Annotated in this window: 11 protein-coding genes; 5 read left to right on the top strand and 6 right to left on the bottom strand. The window is 71.5% G+C overall.

Annotated features, from left to right (window positions below):
• The first annotated feature begins 291 nt into the window (after nucleotides 1-291).
• Nucleotides 292-2,715, top strand: coding sequence for a serine/threonine-protein kinase (locus AB0D14_RS40155; protein ID WP_362788989.1), 2,424 nt, complete (start codon nucleotides 292-294; stop codon nucleotides 2,713-2,715).
• Between the two features lie 56 nt (nucleotides 2,716-2,771).
• Here AB0D14_RS40155 and AB0D14_RS40150 read toward each other — a convergent pair whose 3' ends face one another.
• Together AB0D14_RS40150 and AB0D14_RS40145 are read right to left on the bottom strand one after the other, a co-directional pair.
• Nucleotides 2,772-5,486: an MMPL family transporter gene (locus AB0D14_RS40150; protein WP_362788987.1), complete on the bottom strand. Its 2,715-nt coding sequence runs from the start codon at nucleotides 5,484-5,486 to the stop codon at nucleotides 2,772-2,774.
• 99 nt (nucleotides 5,487-5,585) lie between these two features.
• Nucleotides 5,586-6,941 carry a serine hydrolase domain-containing protein gene (locus AB0D14_RS40145; protein WP_362788984.1) on the bottom strand — a complete coding sequence of 452 codons (1,356 nt, stop codon included), beginning with the start codon at nucleotides 6,939-6,941 and terminating at the stop codon, nucleotides 5,586-5,588.
• A gap of 357 nt (nucleotides 6,942-7,298) precedes the next feature.
• Between AB0D14_RS40145 and AB0D14_RS40140 the strand changes: the two genes are divergently transcribed.
• The gene (locus tag AB0D14_RS40140) at nucleotides 7,299-8,690 is read left to right on the top strand and encodes a sensor domain-containing protein (protein ID WP_362788982.1); all 1,392 of its coding nucleotides are present in this window, start codon (nucleotides 7,299-7,301) and stop codon (nucleotides 8,688-8,690) included.
• Entirely contained in the window at nucleotides 8,675-9,319 is a 645-nt protein-coding gene (locus AB0D14_RS40135; protein WP_362788980.1) for a response regulator transcription factor, read from the top strand. Before AB0D14_RS40140 ends, AB0D14_RS40135 begins: the two co-directional genes overlap by 16 nt.
• Before the next feature lie 40 nt (nucleotides 9,320-9,359).
• On the opposite strand, the gene AB0D14_RS40130 is transcribed toward AB0D14_RS40135, so the two are convergent.
• The 3 genes from AB0D14_RS40130 to AB0D14_RS40120 all read right to left on the bottom strand — a co-directional run bounded on the left by AB0D14_RS40130 (nucleotide 9,360) and on the right by AB0D14_RS40120 (nucleotide 11,810).
• A complete protein-coding gene (locus tag AB0D14_RS40130) occupies nucleotides 9,360-10,130 on the bottom strand; it encodes an enoyl-CoA hydratase/isomerase family protein (protein ID WP_362788978.1) in 771 nt (256 codons plus the stop codon).
• Complete coding sequence (locus tag AB0D14_RS40125) at nucleotides 10,127-10,588, bottom strand: OB-fold domain-containing protein (RefSeq protein WP_362788976.1); 462 nt, start codon at nucleotides 10,586-10,588, stop codon at nucleotides 10,127-10,129. Before AB0D14_RS40125 ends, AB0D14_RS40130 begins: the two co-directional genes overlap by 4 nt.
• 73 nt (nucleotides 10,589-10,661) lie before the next feature.
• Nucleotides 10,662-11,810, bottom strand: a complete 1,149-nt coding sequence (locus AB0D14_RS40120) for a lipid-transfer protein (RefSeq protein WP_362789033.1) — start codon at nucleotides 11,808-11,810, stop codon at nucleotides 10,662-10,664.
• Between the two features lie 161 nt (nucleotides 11,811-11,971).
• On the opposite strand from AB0D14_RS40120, the gene AB0D14_RS40115 reads away from it, so the two are divergent.
• Together AB0D14_RS40115 and AB0D14_RS40110 are read left to right on the top strand one after the other, a co-directional pair.
• Nucleotides 11,972-13,621, top strand: coding sequence for a fatty acid--CoA ligase family protein (locus tag AB0D14_RS40115; protein ID WP_362788974.1), 1,650 nt, complete (start codon nucleotides 11,972-11,974; stop codon nucleotides 13,619-13,621).
• An 84-nt stretch (nucleotides 13,622-13,705) separates the two neighbouring features.
• A complete protein-coding gene (locus tag AB0D14_RS40110) occupies nucleotides 13,706-14,107 on the top strand; it encodes a hypothetical protein (protein ID WP_362788972.1) in 402 nt (133 codons plus the stop codon).
• A gap of 114 nt (nucleotides 14,108-14,221) precedes the next feature.
• Here AB0D14_RS40110 and AB0D14_RS40105 read toward each other — a convergent pair whose 3' ends face one another.
• On the bottom strand, nucleotides 14,222-14,878 hold the full coding sequence (locus tag AB0D14_RS40105) for a hypothetical protein (protein ID WP_362788970.1): 657 nt from the start codon (nucleotides 14,876-14,878) through the stop codon (nucleotides 14,222-14,224).
• Between the last annotated feature and the right edge of the window lie 127 nt (nucleotides 14,879-15,005).

Raw genomic sequence — 15,005 nt, 5'->3', positions numbered from 1 at the left:
CTCCGCTGGTGAAATGGGTGATGCTCCAAGGTTCGGATCCGTACGCCGAACTCCGATAAGCGTCGAAAAGCACCGGCTGACGTCGAAAAGCAGGGTGGACCGAGGCTGTTTGCCCGGGAATGGCGGCAGACATCCCGAATCGGTCCCGGGTTCGCAACCGGGGCCTCCGCCAGGAAGAATCGGGGGTGCGTGCCGCCGGAGCGGTTCGGTGATGAGACGCTGCGCAGTGGCGGAAGCTGCGGCTGGAGCGGTGGCTGGAAGCGCGGCCGCGTACGGGGAGGTGGCAGGCAAGTGGTGGATCAGCTGACACAGCACGATCCGCGGCGGATCGGACCGTTCGAGGTGCTGGGACGGCTGGGTGCCGGCGGCATGGGGCTGGTCTATCTCGCGCGCTCGGCCTCGGGCCGGCGGGTGGCGATCAAGACGGTCAGGACCGAGCTGGCCGAGGATCAGCTGTTCCGCGTCCGCTTCTCGCGCGAGGTCGAGGCGGCTCGTGCCGTCTCCGGCTTCTACACGGCGGCCGTGGTCGACGCCGACGCGCGCGCGGCCGTGCCCTGGCTGGCCACCGCGTACGTGCCCGCGCCCTCCCTCGAAGAGATAGTGACCGAGTGCGGGCCGATGCCGGCCCAGGCGGTCCGCTGGCTCGCGGCGGGTGTCGCCGAGGCGCTGCAGTCCATCCACGGCGCCGGCCTCGTCCACCGCGACCTGAAGCCGTCGAACGTGCTTGTCGTCGAGGACGGACCGCGCGTCATCGACTTCGGTATCGCCTCCGGGGTATCGAACACACGTTTGACGATGACGAACGTCGCCGTCGGCACACCCGCGTACATGTCGCCCGAACAGGCGAAGGACTCCCGCAGTGTGACCGGCGCGAGCGATGTCTTCTCGCTCGCCTCGATGCTCGTCTTCGCGGCGACCGGACACGCGCCCTTCCACGGCGCGAACCCCGTCGAGACCGTCTTCATGCTGCTCAGGGAGGGCCCGAACCTCGAAGGCCTCCCGGACGAGCTGCGCCCGCTGATCGAGTCCTGTATGCAGATGGACGCGACGGCCCGCCCCAACCCGGCCGACCTCCAGGCCCAGCTGGCACCCCACCTCTTCAACTCCGGGTCCGACGACAGCGGTACGGCGTCCGCGTGGCTGCCCGAGCGGGCCGTGAGCCTGATCGAGACGCGGCGCGGTGGCCGACCGGCCCCGAAGCCGCCCTCCGGCCGCAGCGGCGGACGCGGGGTGGCCGTGGCGCCGCCCCCGCCGGCCCACGACCCGCCCATGCCGCCTCCCATGCCGCCTCCCATGCCGCCGCCCAGGCCTCCCGTGCCGGTCGGCGCGGGAGCGGGCCGGCACGGTGGGGCGCCCGACGCCGGCCCGGTACGCCTCGCCGGTGGCCAGGTGCCGATCGGGCCCGGCCCGCGCGTCGCCGACGCCCGCGCGGCCGCCGTGAAAGCGCCTCCCCCGGAGGCCGGACTCGCGGCCTCCTGGTCCCGGCCCCGGCCCGGCGTGAACGGCGCCGACCCCGTGGCGGCCGGACCCGTCCCCGGCCCCCTTCCTGTACCCGCGCCCTCGGCCGCTCCCGGGCCGGACGGCGGCTCGTCCTGGCGGCCGTGGCGTTTCCGCATGTCGAACGATGTGTGGGGCACGCCTGCCGTCGCCGGCGACCTGGTCTACGTCACGTCCTTCGAGGTGCACGCGCTGGACGTGGCCACCGGTCGGCGCCGCTTCAAGACGCGGGACGTCGCCTGGTCGATGGCGGTCGCCGACGGCCGCGTCCACGCCTCCGACGGCCCCACCCTCTTCGCCCTGGACGCCCGCGAGGGCACCGACCTGTGGCGGCTGCCGACCGACGCCTGGGTGTACTCCCTCAAGGCGGGCCGCGGCACCGTCGTCACCGGCACCCGCGGCGGCGGCGTACAGGCCTGGGAGGCCGCCAACGGGCAGAAGCTCTGGGAGATCACCGGAGCACAGACCGACTTCGAGTCGCCCGAGGCAGGCCCGGCCGTTCACGACGGCACGGTCTACGTCTGGAAGGACGCCCGCCTGCGCGCGCTGGAGGCCCGTACGGGTGAGGAGCGCTGGTCGTATCCCATCGGCGACGCGGCGTCCTGCGGCGGAGTGCCCGTCCGGATCACCCACGGCGACGACGGATACGTGTACGTGGCGGCCGGTACGCGCGTTCTCGCCATCGACATCGCCGGCGGGCACGTGCGGTGGCACTTCGAGGCGCCCGCGGTGTTCCTCAGCCCGCCCACCTTCGCGCCGGGGCCGGCCGTCACGGGCGGCGGGGTGTACCTCGCCGACTACCTCGGCACGGTGTACGCACTCGACGCCACCGACGGGCGTGACCGCTGGCGCATCGCCACCGAGGCCCGGTCGTCCATCGACCCGGTTCTCGTCTCGGCGGGGCACGTCCATGTGGGCAGCGGCAAGGGGCTCTACACGCTGGACGCGGTCACCGGTACGCCGAAGTGGCGCTTCCAGGCGGGCGGCGACCTGGTGGGGGCACCGGCGGTGGCGGAGGGCCGGATCCACTTCGGCTCCACGGATCACCTCCTCTACACCCTCAAGGCCGACGACGGCCGGCTGCGGTGGAAGCTCGCGACCGGTGGGGAGATCACCGGGGCGCCTGTCGTCAAGGACGGCGTGGTGTACGCGTGCAGCAAGGACCGGTGCGTGTACGCGCTGGACGCGGAGAAGGGGACGGGCACGGCCCGTTCCTGACGCCGTGCGGCACGTGCGGCCCGGTGAGGGCTGGGCGCGCAGTTCCCCGCCCCCCATTACCGTTTTCGTAGCCCCGCAACGGGGTTACCGGCCTTCGGAGTTGGCATGACTACCTCCCCTTGGGCGTTCGCGCTTCGGACCTGGCGGGGCAGGGTGAACGCGTCGGCCAGCCAGCCCAGGCCGCAGAGGCCGAGGGTGAACAGGTGCAGCAGCCCGAGGCGGGTCCTGCCGAGATAGAAGTGGTGCATGCCCAACACGCCGAGGAAGGACCACCAGAGGTACGCCACAACGAGCGACTTCGGAGCACGCCGTGTGCTGTCCGGCGGTACCGGCGGCGGCACAGGCACCGGCACCGGCACAGGCACCGGCACCGGTCGGTTCTCGGGCGTCGTCACACCAGTGTGGTGAGGATCCTCCGTTCGCTCCGGCCGCGCTGCCCTCGGGGCCACGGACACGGGCAGCGCGGGGGCGGGCATGGGCACGTACGAGGGCACGGGGGCGAGGGCGGCAGGGAGGGCGGGGGTCTGTTCGTGGGAGGGCGTGCCCTCGATCGATACGCGCGGCAGGATTCGCCCCAGCCAGGCAGGCAGCCACCAGTTCGCCCGGCCCAGCAGGTGCATCAGTGACGGGACCAGCACGGTGCGCAGGACGAACGCGTCGATGGCGACGGCCGCGGCCAGCCCCACCCCGTACTCGGCGATGACCCGCTGACCGCCGAGGACGAAGGCGGTGAACACGCAGATCATGATCAGGGCGGCGGCGTTGATCAGCCGGCCGGTCTCGGCCTGGCCGATCCGGATGGCGCGGTGGTTGTCGCGGGTGTGCTCCCACTCCTCGTGCATCCGGCTGACCAGGAAGACCTGGTAGTCCATGGACAGGCCGAAGAGGATCGCCAGCATGATCACCGGAAGTTCGGCCTCCACCGGCCCGGCCTTCCCCAGACCCAGGAGTTCGGAGCCCCATCCCCACTGGAACACGGCGACGACGACTCCGAAGGACGCGGCCGAGGCGAGCAGGTTCATCACGGCGGCGGTCAACGGGATCAGGATGCTGCGGAAGGCGACCATCAGCAGCAGGCAGCCGAGTCCGACGATCACCCCGAGGAAGACCGGCAGTTTGCCCGCCAGCAGGTCGGCCAGATCACCGGAGGCGGCTGTCGTGCCACCGACGTAGACCGTCAGACCGCTTCCCCGCTCCGCGGCGGGGACGACGTCCTCGCGCAGGTGGGTGATCAGGTCGCTCGTGGCCTCGTCCTGCGGCGCGCCGGTCGGCACCACCTCGATGACGGACACCCCTGGCGTGGCGGTGACCGGCCCGGCCGTTACCGACGCGACTCCGGGACTGCTGCGCACGGTCGAGACCAGCTGGTTCAGGGCGGGCTCGTCACCGGGTGCGCCCAGTTGCGCGACCAGCACAAGCGGTCCGTTGGAGCCGGGGCCGAAGCCCTCGGCGAGCAGGTCGTACGCGGCCCTGGTGGTGGTGCCCTCGGGGTCGTTCCCGGCGTCCAGGGTCCCCAGGCGCAGCGACAGCGCGGGCAGCGAGAGGACGGCGACGACAAGGAGTGCGGCCACGGCGAACAGTGTCTTGTGGCGCTCGACCTGTGCGGCCCAGCGGCCCCTGGACCTTGCCGGTGCGTGCGGCTGCGTGTTCAGGGCAGGGTGACCGGGTCCCGGGTTCCGGTGCGTGTTCAGGGCAGGGTGGTGACCGGTTCCTCGGTCTTGGGTGCTCGCGTGGTTCCAGGTGGTCACGGCCCGCCGCTGACGCCTGTTCAGCAGCCTGCCTCCGAAGAGGCCGAGCAGGGCCGGCAGCAGCGTCACCGCCGCGACCACCGTGGACAGGACGGCCGTCGCGGCGCTGATCCCCATCCCGGTGAGGGGGCCGACACGCAGGACGAGCAGACCGAGGAGGGCGGTGACGACGGTGAGTCCGGCGAAGACGACCGCCCGCCCGGAGGTGTCCAGCGCGCGTACCGCCGCCTGCTCGGGTGCCAGGCCGCTCTGCAGGCCGGTCCGGTGGCGGGTGACGATGAACAGGGCGTAGTCGATGCCGACTCCGAGCCCGATGAGGGCCGCGACGGTCGGGGCGTCGGTGCCCAGGGTGATCACGTGCGAGGTCAGCCCGATGGCGAGCAGTCCGGCGCTGAGCGCGGCGATCGCGACCAGCAGGGGCAGGAGCATGCCCAGCAGTGAGCCGAAGGCGGCGAAGAGGATGATGCCGGCGGCGACCAGCCCGATCGCCTCGGTGCTCTGCGTCTCGCCCTCGGCCACGGAGCTGACGGCCTGACCGCCCAGTTCCACCCGCAGATCCGCGTCACGCGCCGCCTGGGCGGTGTCGATGACCCGGGTGACATCGGCGGCCGGTATCCGCTCGGCCTCCACGTCGAACGTCACCGTCGCGTAGGCGGTCCTGCCGTCCTTGCTGATCCGGGAAGCTCCCGCGGGGCCGTACACGCTGGTCACCGAGGCGACCGAGGGCAGTGCCTCGACCCGGTCCAGCATCGAGGTCACCTTCTGCCGGACGGCGGCGTCCCGGACCGAGCCGTCGGGTACGTGCACCACGATCTGGTCGCTGTCCCCGGCCTGCCGGGGCTCGGAGGCCTGGAGCCGGGCCTGGGCCTTCGACGACTCCAGCCCCGGCAGGCTGAACGTGTCGGAGTAGCCGGTGCCGAGCGTCGCGTACGGGACGGCGAGCGCGACCAGCAACGCGGCCCAGATCCCGACGACGAGGAGGCGGTGCCGGAAGCACCATCTGGCCAGTGCGGACATGGACATGGTGGAACATCCTTCTTCGCGGTGCGGCAGCCGACGGGGCGCGCGCAGGTGGTGGGGGCCCAGGAGCCCGTGGGCATGGACGCGGGTGCGGTGGCGGGCTCAGGATGCGGTCGGCGTGGCCTCCCCGGTGGCGGGGATCGGCTTGTCGAGCAGGGTGCAGATCGCGGCGTTCACCAGAGCCCGGTCGGCGGCGGCGGGCTTCGGCGAGGCCAGACCGAAGATCGTGGCGGTGAAGACCGAGACCGTACGTTCGCCGGTGGCGTCGGTGTAGTCCTCGCTGGAGTAGCCGGGGACCTGGCCGTTGTGGCCCCAGACGGTGCCGCAGGGGGTGACCACCTTCTCCAGGCCGAGCCCGTACCGGCGGTTCGGGAACTCGGACTCCTCTGCGACGGTGGTCTTCATCTCCTTCAGCTGGGCGGGCGGCAGGAGCTTGCCGGACATCAGCGCGCTGTCGAAACGGGCCCAGTCCTGCGCGGTGGAGACCATGCCGCCGGCGGCCCATTCCGTGCTGGAGTTGATCCAGGTGGTGTCGACGTGACCGGCGGGCCGGGCGGGTCCGGCGAACGCGGTCCCGGCGGGCGTGCCCGGGGGGAGCAGCGGGCCGAGGTGGTCGGCGTCCGGTTCGTAGCCGTGGGCGAGTGCGGGGCTCTTCGCAGCACCGGTGCCGGTGTTGGCGTCGGTCTCGGTGCCGGTGGCCAGGTAGGTGTTCTTCAGGTGGAGCGGTCCGGTGATCCGCTGCTGGATCAGGTCGGCCAGGGTGCGCCCGGTCGCCTTCTCGGCGATCAGGCCGAGCGCGACGTAGTTGGTGTTGCTGTAGGCGTAGTCCGTGCCGGGCGCGAACGTCGGGTCGTGCCGGACGCCGGCGGCCAGCAGCTCCTGGGGCGTCCAGAGCCTGGTGTCCTGGCCGGTGAACGCCTTGAGCACGGCGGGGTCGTTGGTGTAGTTGAACAGGCCGCTGGTGTGGTTGAGCAGCATCCGCATGGTGATCGCGCCCCCGTTCGGGACGAGGCCGGGCAGCCACTTCCCGACCGGGTCGGTCAGCTGGAGCCGGTGTTCAGCGACCAGCTGGAGGATCACGGCGGCCACCATCGTCTTGGTGTTGGAGCCCATCCGGAACCGGTCGCTCGCGGCGAGGGTGTGGTCGGACCTGGTCCAGGACGCCTGCCGGGCGATCTCGATCACCCGCCCGTTGCCCTTTCCCTTCCCCTTGTCGTTGCCCTTGTCGACCCGCACGACAACGCCTGGGGCTCCGGCGTCCACATCCTGCTGGGCGAGCTTTTCCAGCTGCGCCTTCTGGGCTGCCACCACGCTGGGCCGGCCGGCCGGGGTGTGGGCGGTGCCCTGAGCTGCCGCGGACGTCTCGCAGGCCACGAGCGTGCCCGTCAGCGCCGTGGCCAGGGCCAGCGTCAGGTAAGCCTGTCGAGCGGGCCGGGTGTGGGGAGCGTTCCGAAACACGAGGTGTCCTCCTGGACGTGAGGCCTGAGGCACGAGGCCTGAGGCACGAGGCATCAGGAACGGCACGGGAAACGGGTCGATCGACCGTGGTGTGTGAGGTCTGCCGCCCCGCGCTTTCCGACGGCTCAAGCCTCCCGGCCACGGGGACGCAGGACACGGGTGCTGAGCCCCCGCGATGGTGGACTCAACCCCAGTGCGCGGCCCCGGGCCGACTGGGCATCATCAGTTTCTGGCCAGCGATGGTGGCCTGGCGCCGGCCGCCCGGCCGACGCGGCACCGATGCACGGGCGCGACGCACGAGTGCGGGCGCGGCGTACGAACTCGGGCGCGACGCACGATGCAGGATGATGGAGCGCGATGACCTACTCCGACGAGCGCCAGACCCCCCGTGGCTCAGCGCAGTCGGGGGAACGTCCCGCGACCGGCGCCGCCCCGCACACCGGTCTGACCCCGCACGCGGGCCCTGCCCCGCGCGCCGGTCTCGGACTCCGTGCCGGTCTCGACCTGCGGGTGAGCCTGTTGGGCTGGTCACTGGTGCTGCTGCTCGGCGCGGTCCTGGGGTTCGGGCTGCTCACGCTCTGGACCACCTCGGTGCCACTCGTCGCGCTCGGGGCCGGCATTCCGCTGACCCTGCTGTCGACCGTTCTGGTGCGCTGGTTCGCCGGCCTGCACCGCCAGTGGGCGGCCGACCGGCTCGGTGAACCGGTGGCCCGGCCCTACGCACCGGCGCCTGACGGCGGTTGGCCGGTACGGCTGTGGGCGATCCTGCGGGACCCGGCGACCTGGCGGGACTGGGCCTGGCTGGTGGTCAACTCGATCACGGGCTGGTTCACGTACGGGTTGTCGTTCCTGTTCTTCGTCTGCGGCGTCTTCTACCTGAGTTATCCGCTGCTGTACGCGCTGACGCCTCCTGAGGTCTTCCGCACGCCGCTGGGCAACGGCTTTCGTCTGCACAGCGTCCAGGAGTCGTTCGCCCTGGTTCCGCTCGGCCCGGTGTTCTTCCTGCTCTGGTACACCACCGTCACGCGGTTGGCGAACCTCAACGCCCAGGTGATCCGCTCCCTGCTGGCACCCACCGCGCAGGCACAACTACGGGCCCGGGTCGCGCAGCTGGCCGCCTCGCGGGCCGAGACCGTCGACACCCAGGCGGGCGAGCTGCGCCGGATCGAACGGGACCTGCACGACGGCGCACAGGCCCGGCTGGTGTCGCTGGGCATGAGCCTGGGACTGGCCGAACAACTCCTGCCCGACGATCCGCAGGCCGTTCAGCGGCTGCTGGCCGAAGCCCGCGCGTCAACCGCCGGTGCCCTTGCCGAACTGCGGGACCTGGTACGCGGCATCCATCCGCCGGTGCTCGCGGACCGCGGCCTGGACGGCGCTCTGACGGCGCTGGCCCTGGCGAACCCGATACCGACGTCGGTGGTCACCCGCCTGCCCGGACGGTTGCCCGCGCCGGTCGAGTCCGCGGCGTACTTCGCCGTCGCTGAGGCCCTGACGAACGCCATCAAGCACGCCGAGGCCAGGCGCATCGAGATCAGTGTGGAGTTCACGCCCCATCCGGGCACGACGGCGGGGCTGCTGACGATGCGGGTGTCCGACGACGGCCGCGGGGGTGCCGGTTTTGACGGCGGCACCGGCCTGCGGGGCATCGCGCGCCGCCTGTCGGCCTTCGACGGCGCCCTGACCGCCGACAGTCCGCCCGGCGGACCCACCGAGATAAGGATGTCGCTGCCGTGCGCGTCGTCATAGCCGAAGACCTCGCCCTGCTCCGAGAGGGCCTGATCAGGATCCTCCAGGCCAACGGTTTCGAGGTCGTCGAAGCCGTCGACAACGGCCCTTCTCTCATCAGGGCGTTGACGACCCACCGGCCCGACGTCGCGGTCGTCGACGTGCGGCTGCCCCCGACCTTCACCGACGAGGGCCTGCGCGCCGTGATCGACGCACGCAAGCAGATCCCCGCCCTGCCCGTCATGGTGCTCTCGCAGTACGTCGAGCAGCTGTACGCCAGGGAACTGATGTCGGATCGCGCAGGGGCGGTGGGCTACCTGCTGAAGGACCGGGTGATGGACGTCGGTCAGTTCGTCGCCAACGTCCGTCAGGTCGCCGCCGGCAGTACGGTCATGGATCCCGACGTGGTCGGCGCCCTGCTGACCCACCGCTCGGGGGACCCCCTCCTGCTGGAGCTGACCCCGCGCGAGCACGAGGTGCTCTCTCTGATGGCCCAGGGCCGCACCAACGCCGCCATCGCCGCCCGGATGTTCGTCAGCGAGAAGACCGTCAGCAAGCACAGCTACCACATCTTCACCAAACTCGGACTGGAACCGTCCGAGGACGACAACCGCCGGATCCTGGCGGTACTCGCCTACTTGGAAGGCTGAAGCAGCACGGGTGTTCGGCGAGTTCACAGAAGGGGCGGGTTCAGCGGGTCCGGAACCCGGTGCGGCGGGCGCCGAACAGCGCCGCCTGTGTGTCGGGTGGCAGGTTTCCGAGTGTGACCAGGTGGGGGGCCTGGGACAGGGCCGCCGTCCTGGTCGCCTCCTTCGCGGACCAGACGGCCCGTACCGTGCCCTGTACGGCCGTGGTCGGGTACGACGCGATGACGTTCGCGCAGCGCACCGCGGCCGCGACGGCCTCGCCGGGGGCGGTGATCTCGGAGACCAGCCCCACCTCGTACGCGCGCCGGGCCGAGACGCGTTCGGCCGTTCCCATCAGCGCCATGCGCGCCACCTCGCCGAACGGCATCCGCTGCGCCAGATAGATCGACTCGTACGCGCTGACCATGCCGTACGTGGTGTGCGGGTCGAAGAACGTGGCAGTCTCGTCCGCGATCACGAACTCCGCCTCGCCGAGCAGGTAGAAGGCCCCGCCGCACGCCATGCCGTTCACGGCGGCGATCACCGGCTTCCACAGCCCGGCCGCCTTCGGGCCGACCGCGACGAGCGGATCGTCCAGCATGTACGGCGAGTCGGGCTGCGGCACCTCGGCGCCGCGGTCGAGGCCCGTCGAGAAAGCCCGCTCGCCCGCCCCGGTGAGGACGACCGCCCGTACGGAGTCGTCGAACCTGAAGTCCCGCCAGGCAGCGCTCAGTTGCGCCGCCGTGTCCAGGTCGATGGCGTTGAGCCGCTCCGGCCGGTCCAGGGTGACGAGCGCGACACCCGTGTCCTTGTCGACAGCGATCCGCAGGGTCATGGCCGCTCCAGCGTCCACCGGGGCAGCCGGATGCCGTCCCCGCCGTCCCCACCGCTGCCGCCGTCCCCGCCGCCTGTGAAGACCACCTGCACCTTCGCGCCGATCCGGATCCGCTCCGGCGCGACGGAGTTGAGCGGTGCGTCCGGCCCGCTGACGAGATTCCCCACGAGCCGGATGCGCGGCGCTTCCGCCAGCTCGACGACGATCACGTTGTACGGGGCCTGCGCCGCGTAGTCGGGGAGGAGTGGCGGATGCGGGAAGACGTACGACCAGACACGTCCCCTGCCGCTCATCCTCCGCCACTCGCTGTCGAAGGAGTGACAGTGCGGGCAGCAGGGCCGGGGCGGGAAACGGAGCTCGCCGCAGCCGGGCCCGGCGCAGGCCTGGACGCGCAGTTCGCCCTGGGCGGCGTACTCCCAGAAGGGGGCGCCGTCGTCGTCCACGACGGGTGTGAGCATGTGGGCTCCTCCTCAACTACGTCCCGATACAAAACGATCCAACCCGATCCAACGCGATACGTTCCGGCGGCCGTCAGTTCCTCAGGAGCAGGGCCGACGTCGGGACCCCCTCGCCCGCCGTGACCAGGCAGGTGGCGGCTCCCGGTACCTGCGCGGTGCTGGTCCCCCGGAGCTGCTTCACGCCCTCGTTGATGAGGTTGAAGCCGTGGACGTACGCCTCCGAGAGTCCGCCGCCGCTCGTGTTCAGCGGCAGCTGTCCGCCGATCTCCAGGGCGCCCCCTTCCGTGAACGCGCCGCCCTCGCCGCGCCCGCAGAAGCCGTAGCCCTCCAGGGAGAGCGGTATGAGGGGAGTGAACGCGTCGTAGATCTGGGCGACGTCGACGTCCTCCGGGGTGAAGTCGGCGTGCTTCCAGAGGTGGCGGGCGGCGGTCCAGGCGGGGCCGGTCAGCGGGTCGTCGTTCCAGTAGTTGACCATTCCGTGGTGCTGGGCGGGCAGGCCCTGGGCGGCGGAGTGCACGTACACGGGCCGTTGCCGGCAGTCGCGGGCCCGTTCGGCGGAGACGACGACGCAGGCCAGCGCCCCGTCCGTCTCCAGGCAGTTGTCGAAGAGGCAGAGGGGTTCGCTGATCCAGCGCGAGGTCATATACATGTCCCGGGTCAGCGGCCGCTCGTACATCATCGCCGCGGGGTTCTGGTTGGCCCGGTTCCGGCAGGCGAGGGCGACGTTGAAGAGGTGTTCCCGGGTCGCCCCGTACTCGTGCAGGTAGCGGCGGGTGAGCATGGCGATCTCGTCGGCGGGGCGGAGGAGGCCGAAGGGGCGGGTCCACTGGGCGGGGGTGGGGAGTTGGACGGCCGTGTTCTTCCACGGGCGCGGGCCGCTGCCGCGCTTGCGGGACCGCCAGGCGACCCCTACCGTCGCCTGGCCGGTGGCCACCGCGGACGCCAGATGCGCGACGGTGGCGCACGAACCGCCGCCCCCGAAGCCGACCTTGCTGAAGAAGCTGAGGTCGCCGAATCCGACGGCCTTGGCGACCTCCACCTCGTCGGTCTCCTCCATGGTGTAGGAGGCGAGCGCGTCGACCTCGGCCGGGGAGATTCCCGCGTCGTCGAGGGCGGCGAGGATCGCGCGGCACGCCAACGCCTTCTCGCTGTGGGGGAGTTGTTTGGCGAAAGGGGTCTGTCCGATCCCGACGAGGGCGGTGGCGTCCTTGAGCCCCGCCACCCCGGTGCCCGCCCCTATGCCTACTTGTGCGCCTGCCCCTGCGCCTGTCCCTGCGCCTGTCCGTGCCATGGGCACACCTCCACCCTGGTCCGCCGATGCTGACAGGGCGTCAGGCTACAGCTAATCTGACGGGTAGTCAGCTACTGCTGGGGAGGCTTGCTGTGCGCGGTGACTTGGAGTGGGGCACGATCCCGGGGCTCGTGCGGGCGGCGGCCGAGCGGTACGCGGACGTGGAGGCGGTCGTCGAGGGCCGCACGCGTGTCACGTACGCGGAGCTGGGCGCCCGGGTGGAACGCGCGGCGGCGGCCTGCGTCGCGAACGGCGTGGAACCCGGCGACCGGGTGGCCGTCTGGGCGCCCAACACCCTGGACTGGATCGTGTCCTCCCTGGGCGCGGTCTCGGCGGGCGCGGTCCTCGTCCCGCTGAACACGCGCTTCAAGGGGGCGGAGGCGGCGTACGTCCTGTCCCGGAGCCGGACGAAGCTCCTGTTCGTGACGGGGACGTTCCTGGGGACGTCGTACGTGGCGTCCCTGCGACGGGCCTGCGCCGAGGTCTCCTCCGAGGGGGCCTCCGGGGAGACCTCCGAGGGGGCCTCCGGGGGGTCGGCCGGTGTGGGCCCCCTCCCGGGTCTCCCGCAGCTGGAGCAGGTGGTGGTCCTGTCCGACGACGCCCCGGCCGACTTCCGCACCTGGAAGGACTTCCTGGCGAGCGGGGACAAGGTCGAGGCTGCTCAGGTGCGGGAACGGGCCTCGTCGCTGGACCCGTCCGCACCCTCGGACATCATCTTCACCTCGGGCACGACGGGCCGCCCCAAGGGCGCCGTGATCACCCACGCGCAGACCCTGCGGGCGTACGGCGTGTGGTGCGAACTGGCGGGCCTGCGCGAGGGGGACCGCTATCTGATCGTGAACCCCTTCTTCCACACCTTCGGTTACAAGGCGGGCGTGATCGCCTGCCTGATGCGGGGCGCGACGATGATCCCGCAGCCGGTGTTCAACGTGGACACGGTCCTGGCGAACGTGGCCTCGGAACGTATCTCGGTACTCCCCGGCCCGCCCACCCTCCACCAGTCCCTCCTGGACCACCCGAACCGTGACACGTACGACCTCTCGGCCCTGCGCCTGGTGGTGACGGGCGCGGCGGTCGTGCCCCTGCGTCTGGTGGAGCGGCTGCGGGCGGAACTGGGCGTGGGTACGGTCCTCACCGCCTACGGCCTCTCCGAGGCGAGCGGGATCGTCTCGATGTGCCGCAGGGGCGACGAGCCGGCCGTGATCGCGTCCACGTCGGGCCGGGCGATCCCCGGCACCGAGGTGAAGGTGGTGGACGCCAGGGGCGAAACGGTCGCCCCGGGCTCTCCCGGCGAGGTCCTGGTCCGCGGCTTCAACATCATGCGCGGCTACTACGAGGACGCCCCGGCCACCTCGGAGGCGATGACTCCGGACGGCTGGCTCCGCACCGGCGACATCGGCGTCCTGGACGACGCCGGCAACCTCCGCATCACCGACCGCATCAAGGACATGTTCATCGTCGGCGGCTTCAACGCGTACCCGGCGGAGATAGAGCAACTCCTGGGCCTGCACCCGGACATCGCGGACGTGGCGGTGGTGGGCGTCCCCGACGCGCGGCTCGGCGAGGTCGGCAAGGCGTACGTCGTACGACGGCCGGGCGTGCCGCTCACCGGCGACGACCTGATCGCCTGGGCCCGCCGCGAGATGGCGAACTACAAGGTCCCGAGGGCGGTGGAGTTCGTCGGCGAGCTGCCGCGCAACGCGAGCGGGAAGGTGGTCAAGGGAGAGCTGCGGAGACGGTGAGGTCCCACGCGGGTATCTTGTCGCGGGGGTTGAAGGTGACAGGGTCGGGCGGACGCAGTCTCAGCCGGGGGAACCGTGGTGCGCGTGCTCAAGTCGGTAGTCCCAGTCCTGGCCCTCGTCCTGGTGGCGGTGGTGGTGACGGCGGGGTGTTCCTCGTCCGAGGGCAAGGACGAGCAGCGGCTGACCGCGCAGCGGGAGGCCTACTGCACGCAGCTGGGGGCATGGCAGAAGGCGCGGAACGCGGCGGACACGGGCGCGGAGACGGGCACCGAGACGGACACGCCGGAGTCGTCCGGGTACGACGAGATCGGGGCCGTCGCTGAAAACGCCTTCCTCGCGATGCGACCGCTCAGGGACGAGACCGTCGGCGGAGGCCGCACCTTGGCGGATGCGACGACGGCAGCGATGAACAACAGCGACTCCGACGCGGAGGGGTGCATCGTGCGGTACTGCGACGACGCCGGCTTCGAGACACTGACCCGCTAGTGCTGTGACCGCATAGGTTCCGCCGGGTTGGTGGTCGTGGCGGTTGGCTCGGTCCGCTCTCACCGAGGTACGGGCACGGCATTCAGACTGACCTCGGCTCAAGTCGATTCGCGCCTATGACCGCAGCGTGCTGTCCCAGCGCCATGTGGTGAGACGAGGGTGCCCGGGCAGTTCGGCGCGCCCGGTGGCCCACAACAGGGTGAGCCAGGCATCTGCGCCAGCCGGGGCTTCTGGGAACAGACGGGTGAGCACTCGCGAGCAGAGAGCGGACGGCGGGGTCCAGGTAAGCCCGAAGCCTTCCGCCACATCGTGCGTGTGCACCAGCGTCTCCACCACCCCCATTGCCGCGAAGCCCTCGGGGTCTGACACCCCGGAGGCGTGGTGGGCGCGGACCTGGGGCGGCGTCGTACGCACCATGGCGACCAGCAGCGCGCCACACGCCTCCAGCACCTGCACCAGGCCGACCGGACCCGCGTTTCGGTCCGCGAAGAGGAAGTTCGCAGGTCCGCCCGGCCTCTTCTCGCTCAACGCGAAGGGCACATGGGTGTCCAGCGGCGGGCTCTGCGGCCCCAGCTGGACGGCGTAGTAGAACAGGTCGTCGGCGAGGTGCTCGACGGTCTCCCAGCAGTCCCACTCCAGCGAACCGGCCTTACCATCCCACCCCGCCGCGGGTGCCTCACGAAGGACGCCCACGGCGAGCCGCACAGCAAGGTCGACGTCGTCCGCGGTGACGGGAGACAATACTGAGCCGGTTTCGACTGGCGGTGACATGGCGGCACCGTATCGCGATTGGGGCGGCCCCAGTCGGGTAGCCGGGGTACGTTGCCGTACCCCGGCCCCCTCAGAACCGGACGTGCGGGTCGTCCCCGCATCCGGCTCAAGCGGGCCCCAAGAGTCG

It is taken from the genome of Streptomyces sp. NPDC048484, from assembly GCF_040651415.1.
GTDB lineage: Bacteria > Actinomycetota > Actinomycetes > Streptomycetales > Streptomycetaceae > Streptomyces.
Note: the sequence above shows the minus strand (reverse complement) of the source record. Positions and strands in the feature narration are given on the sequence as shown.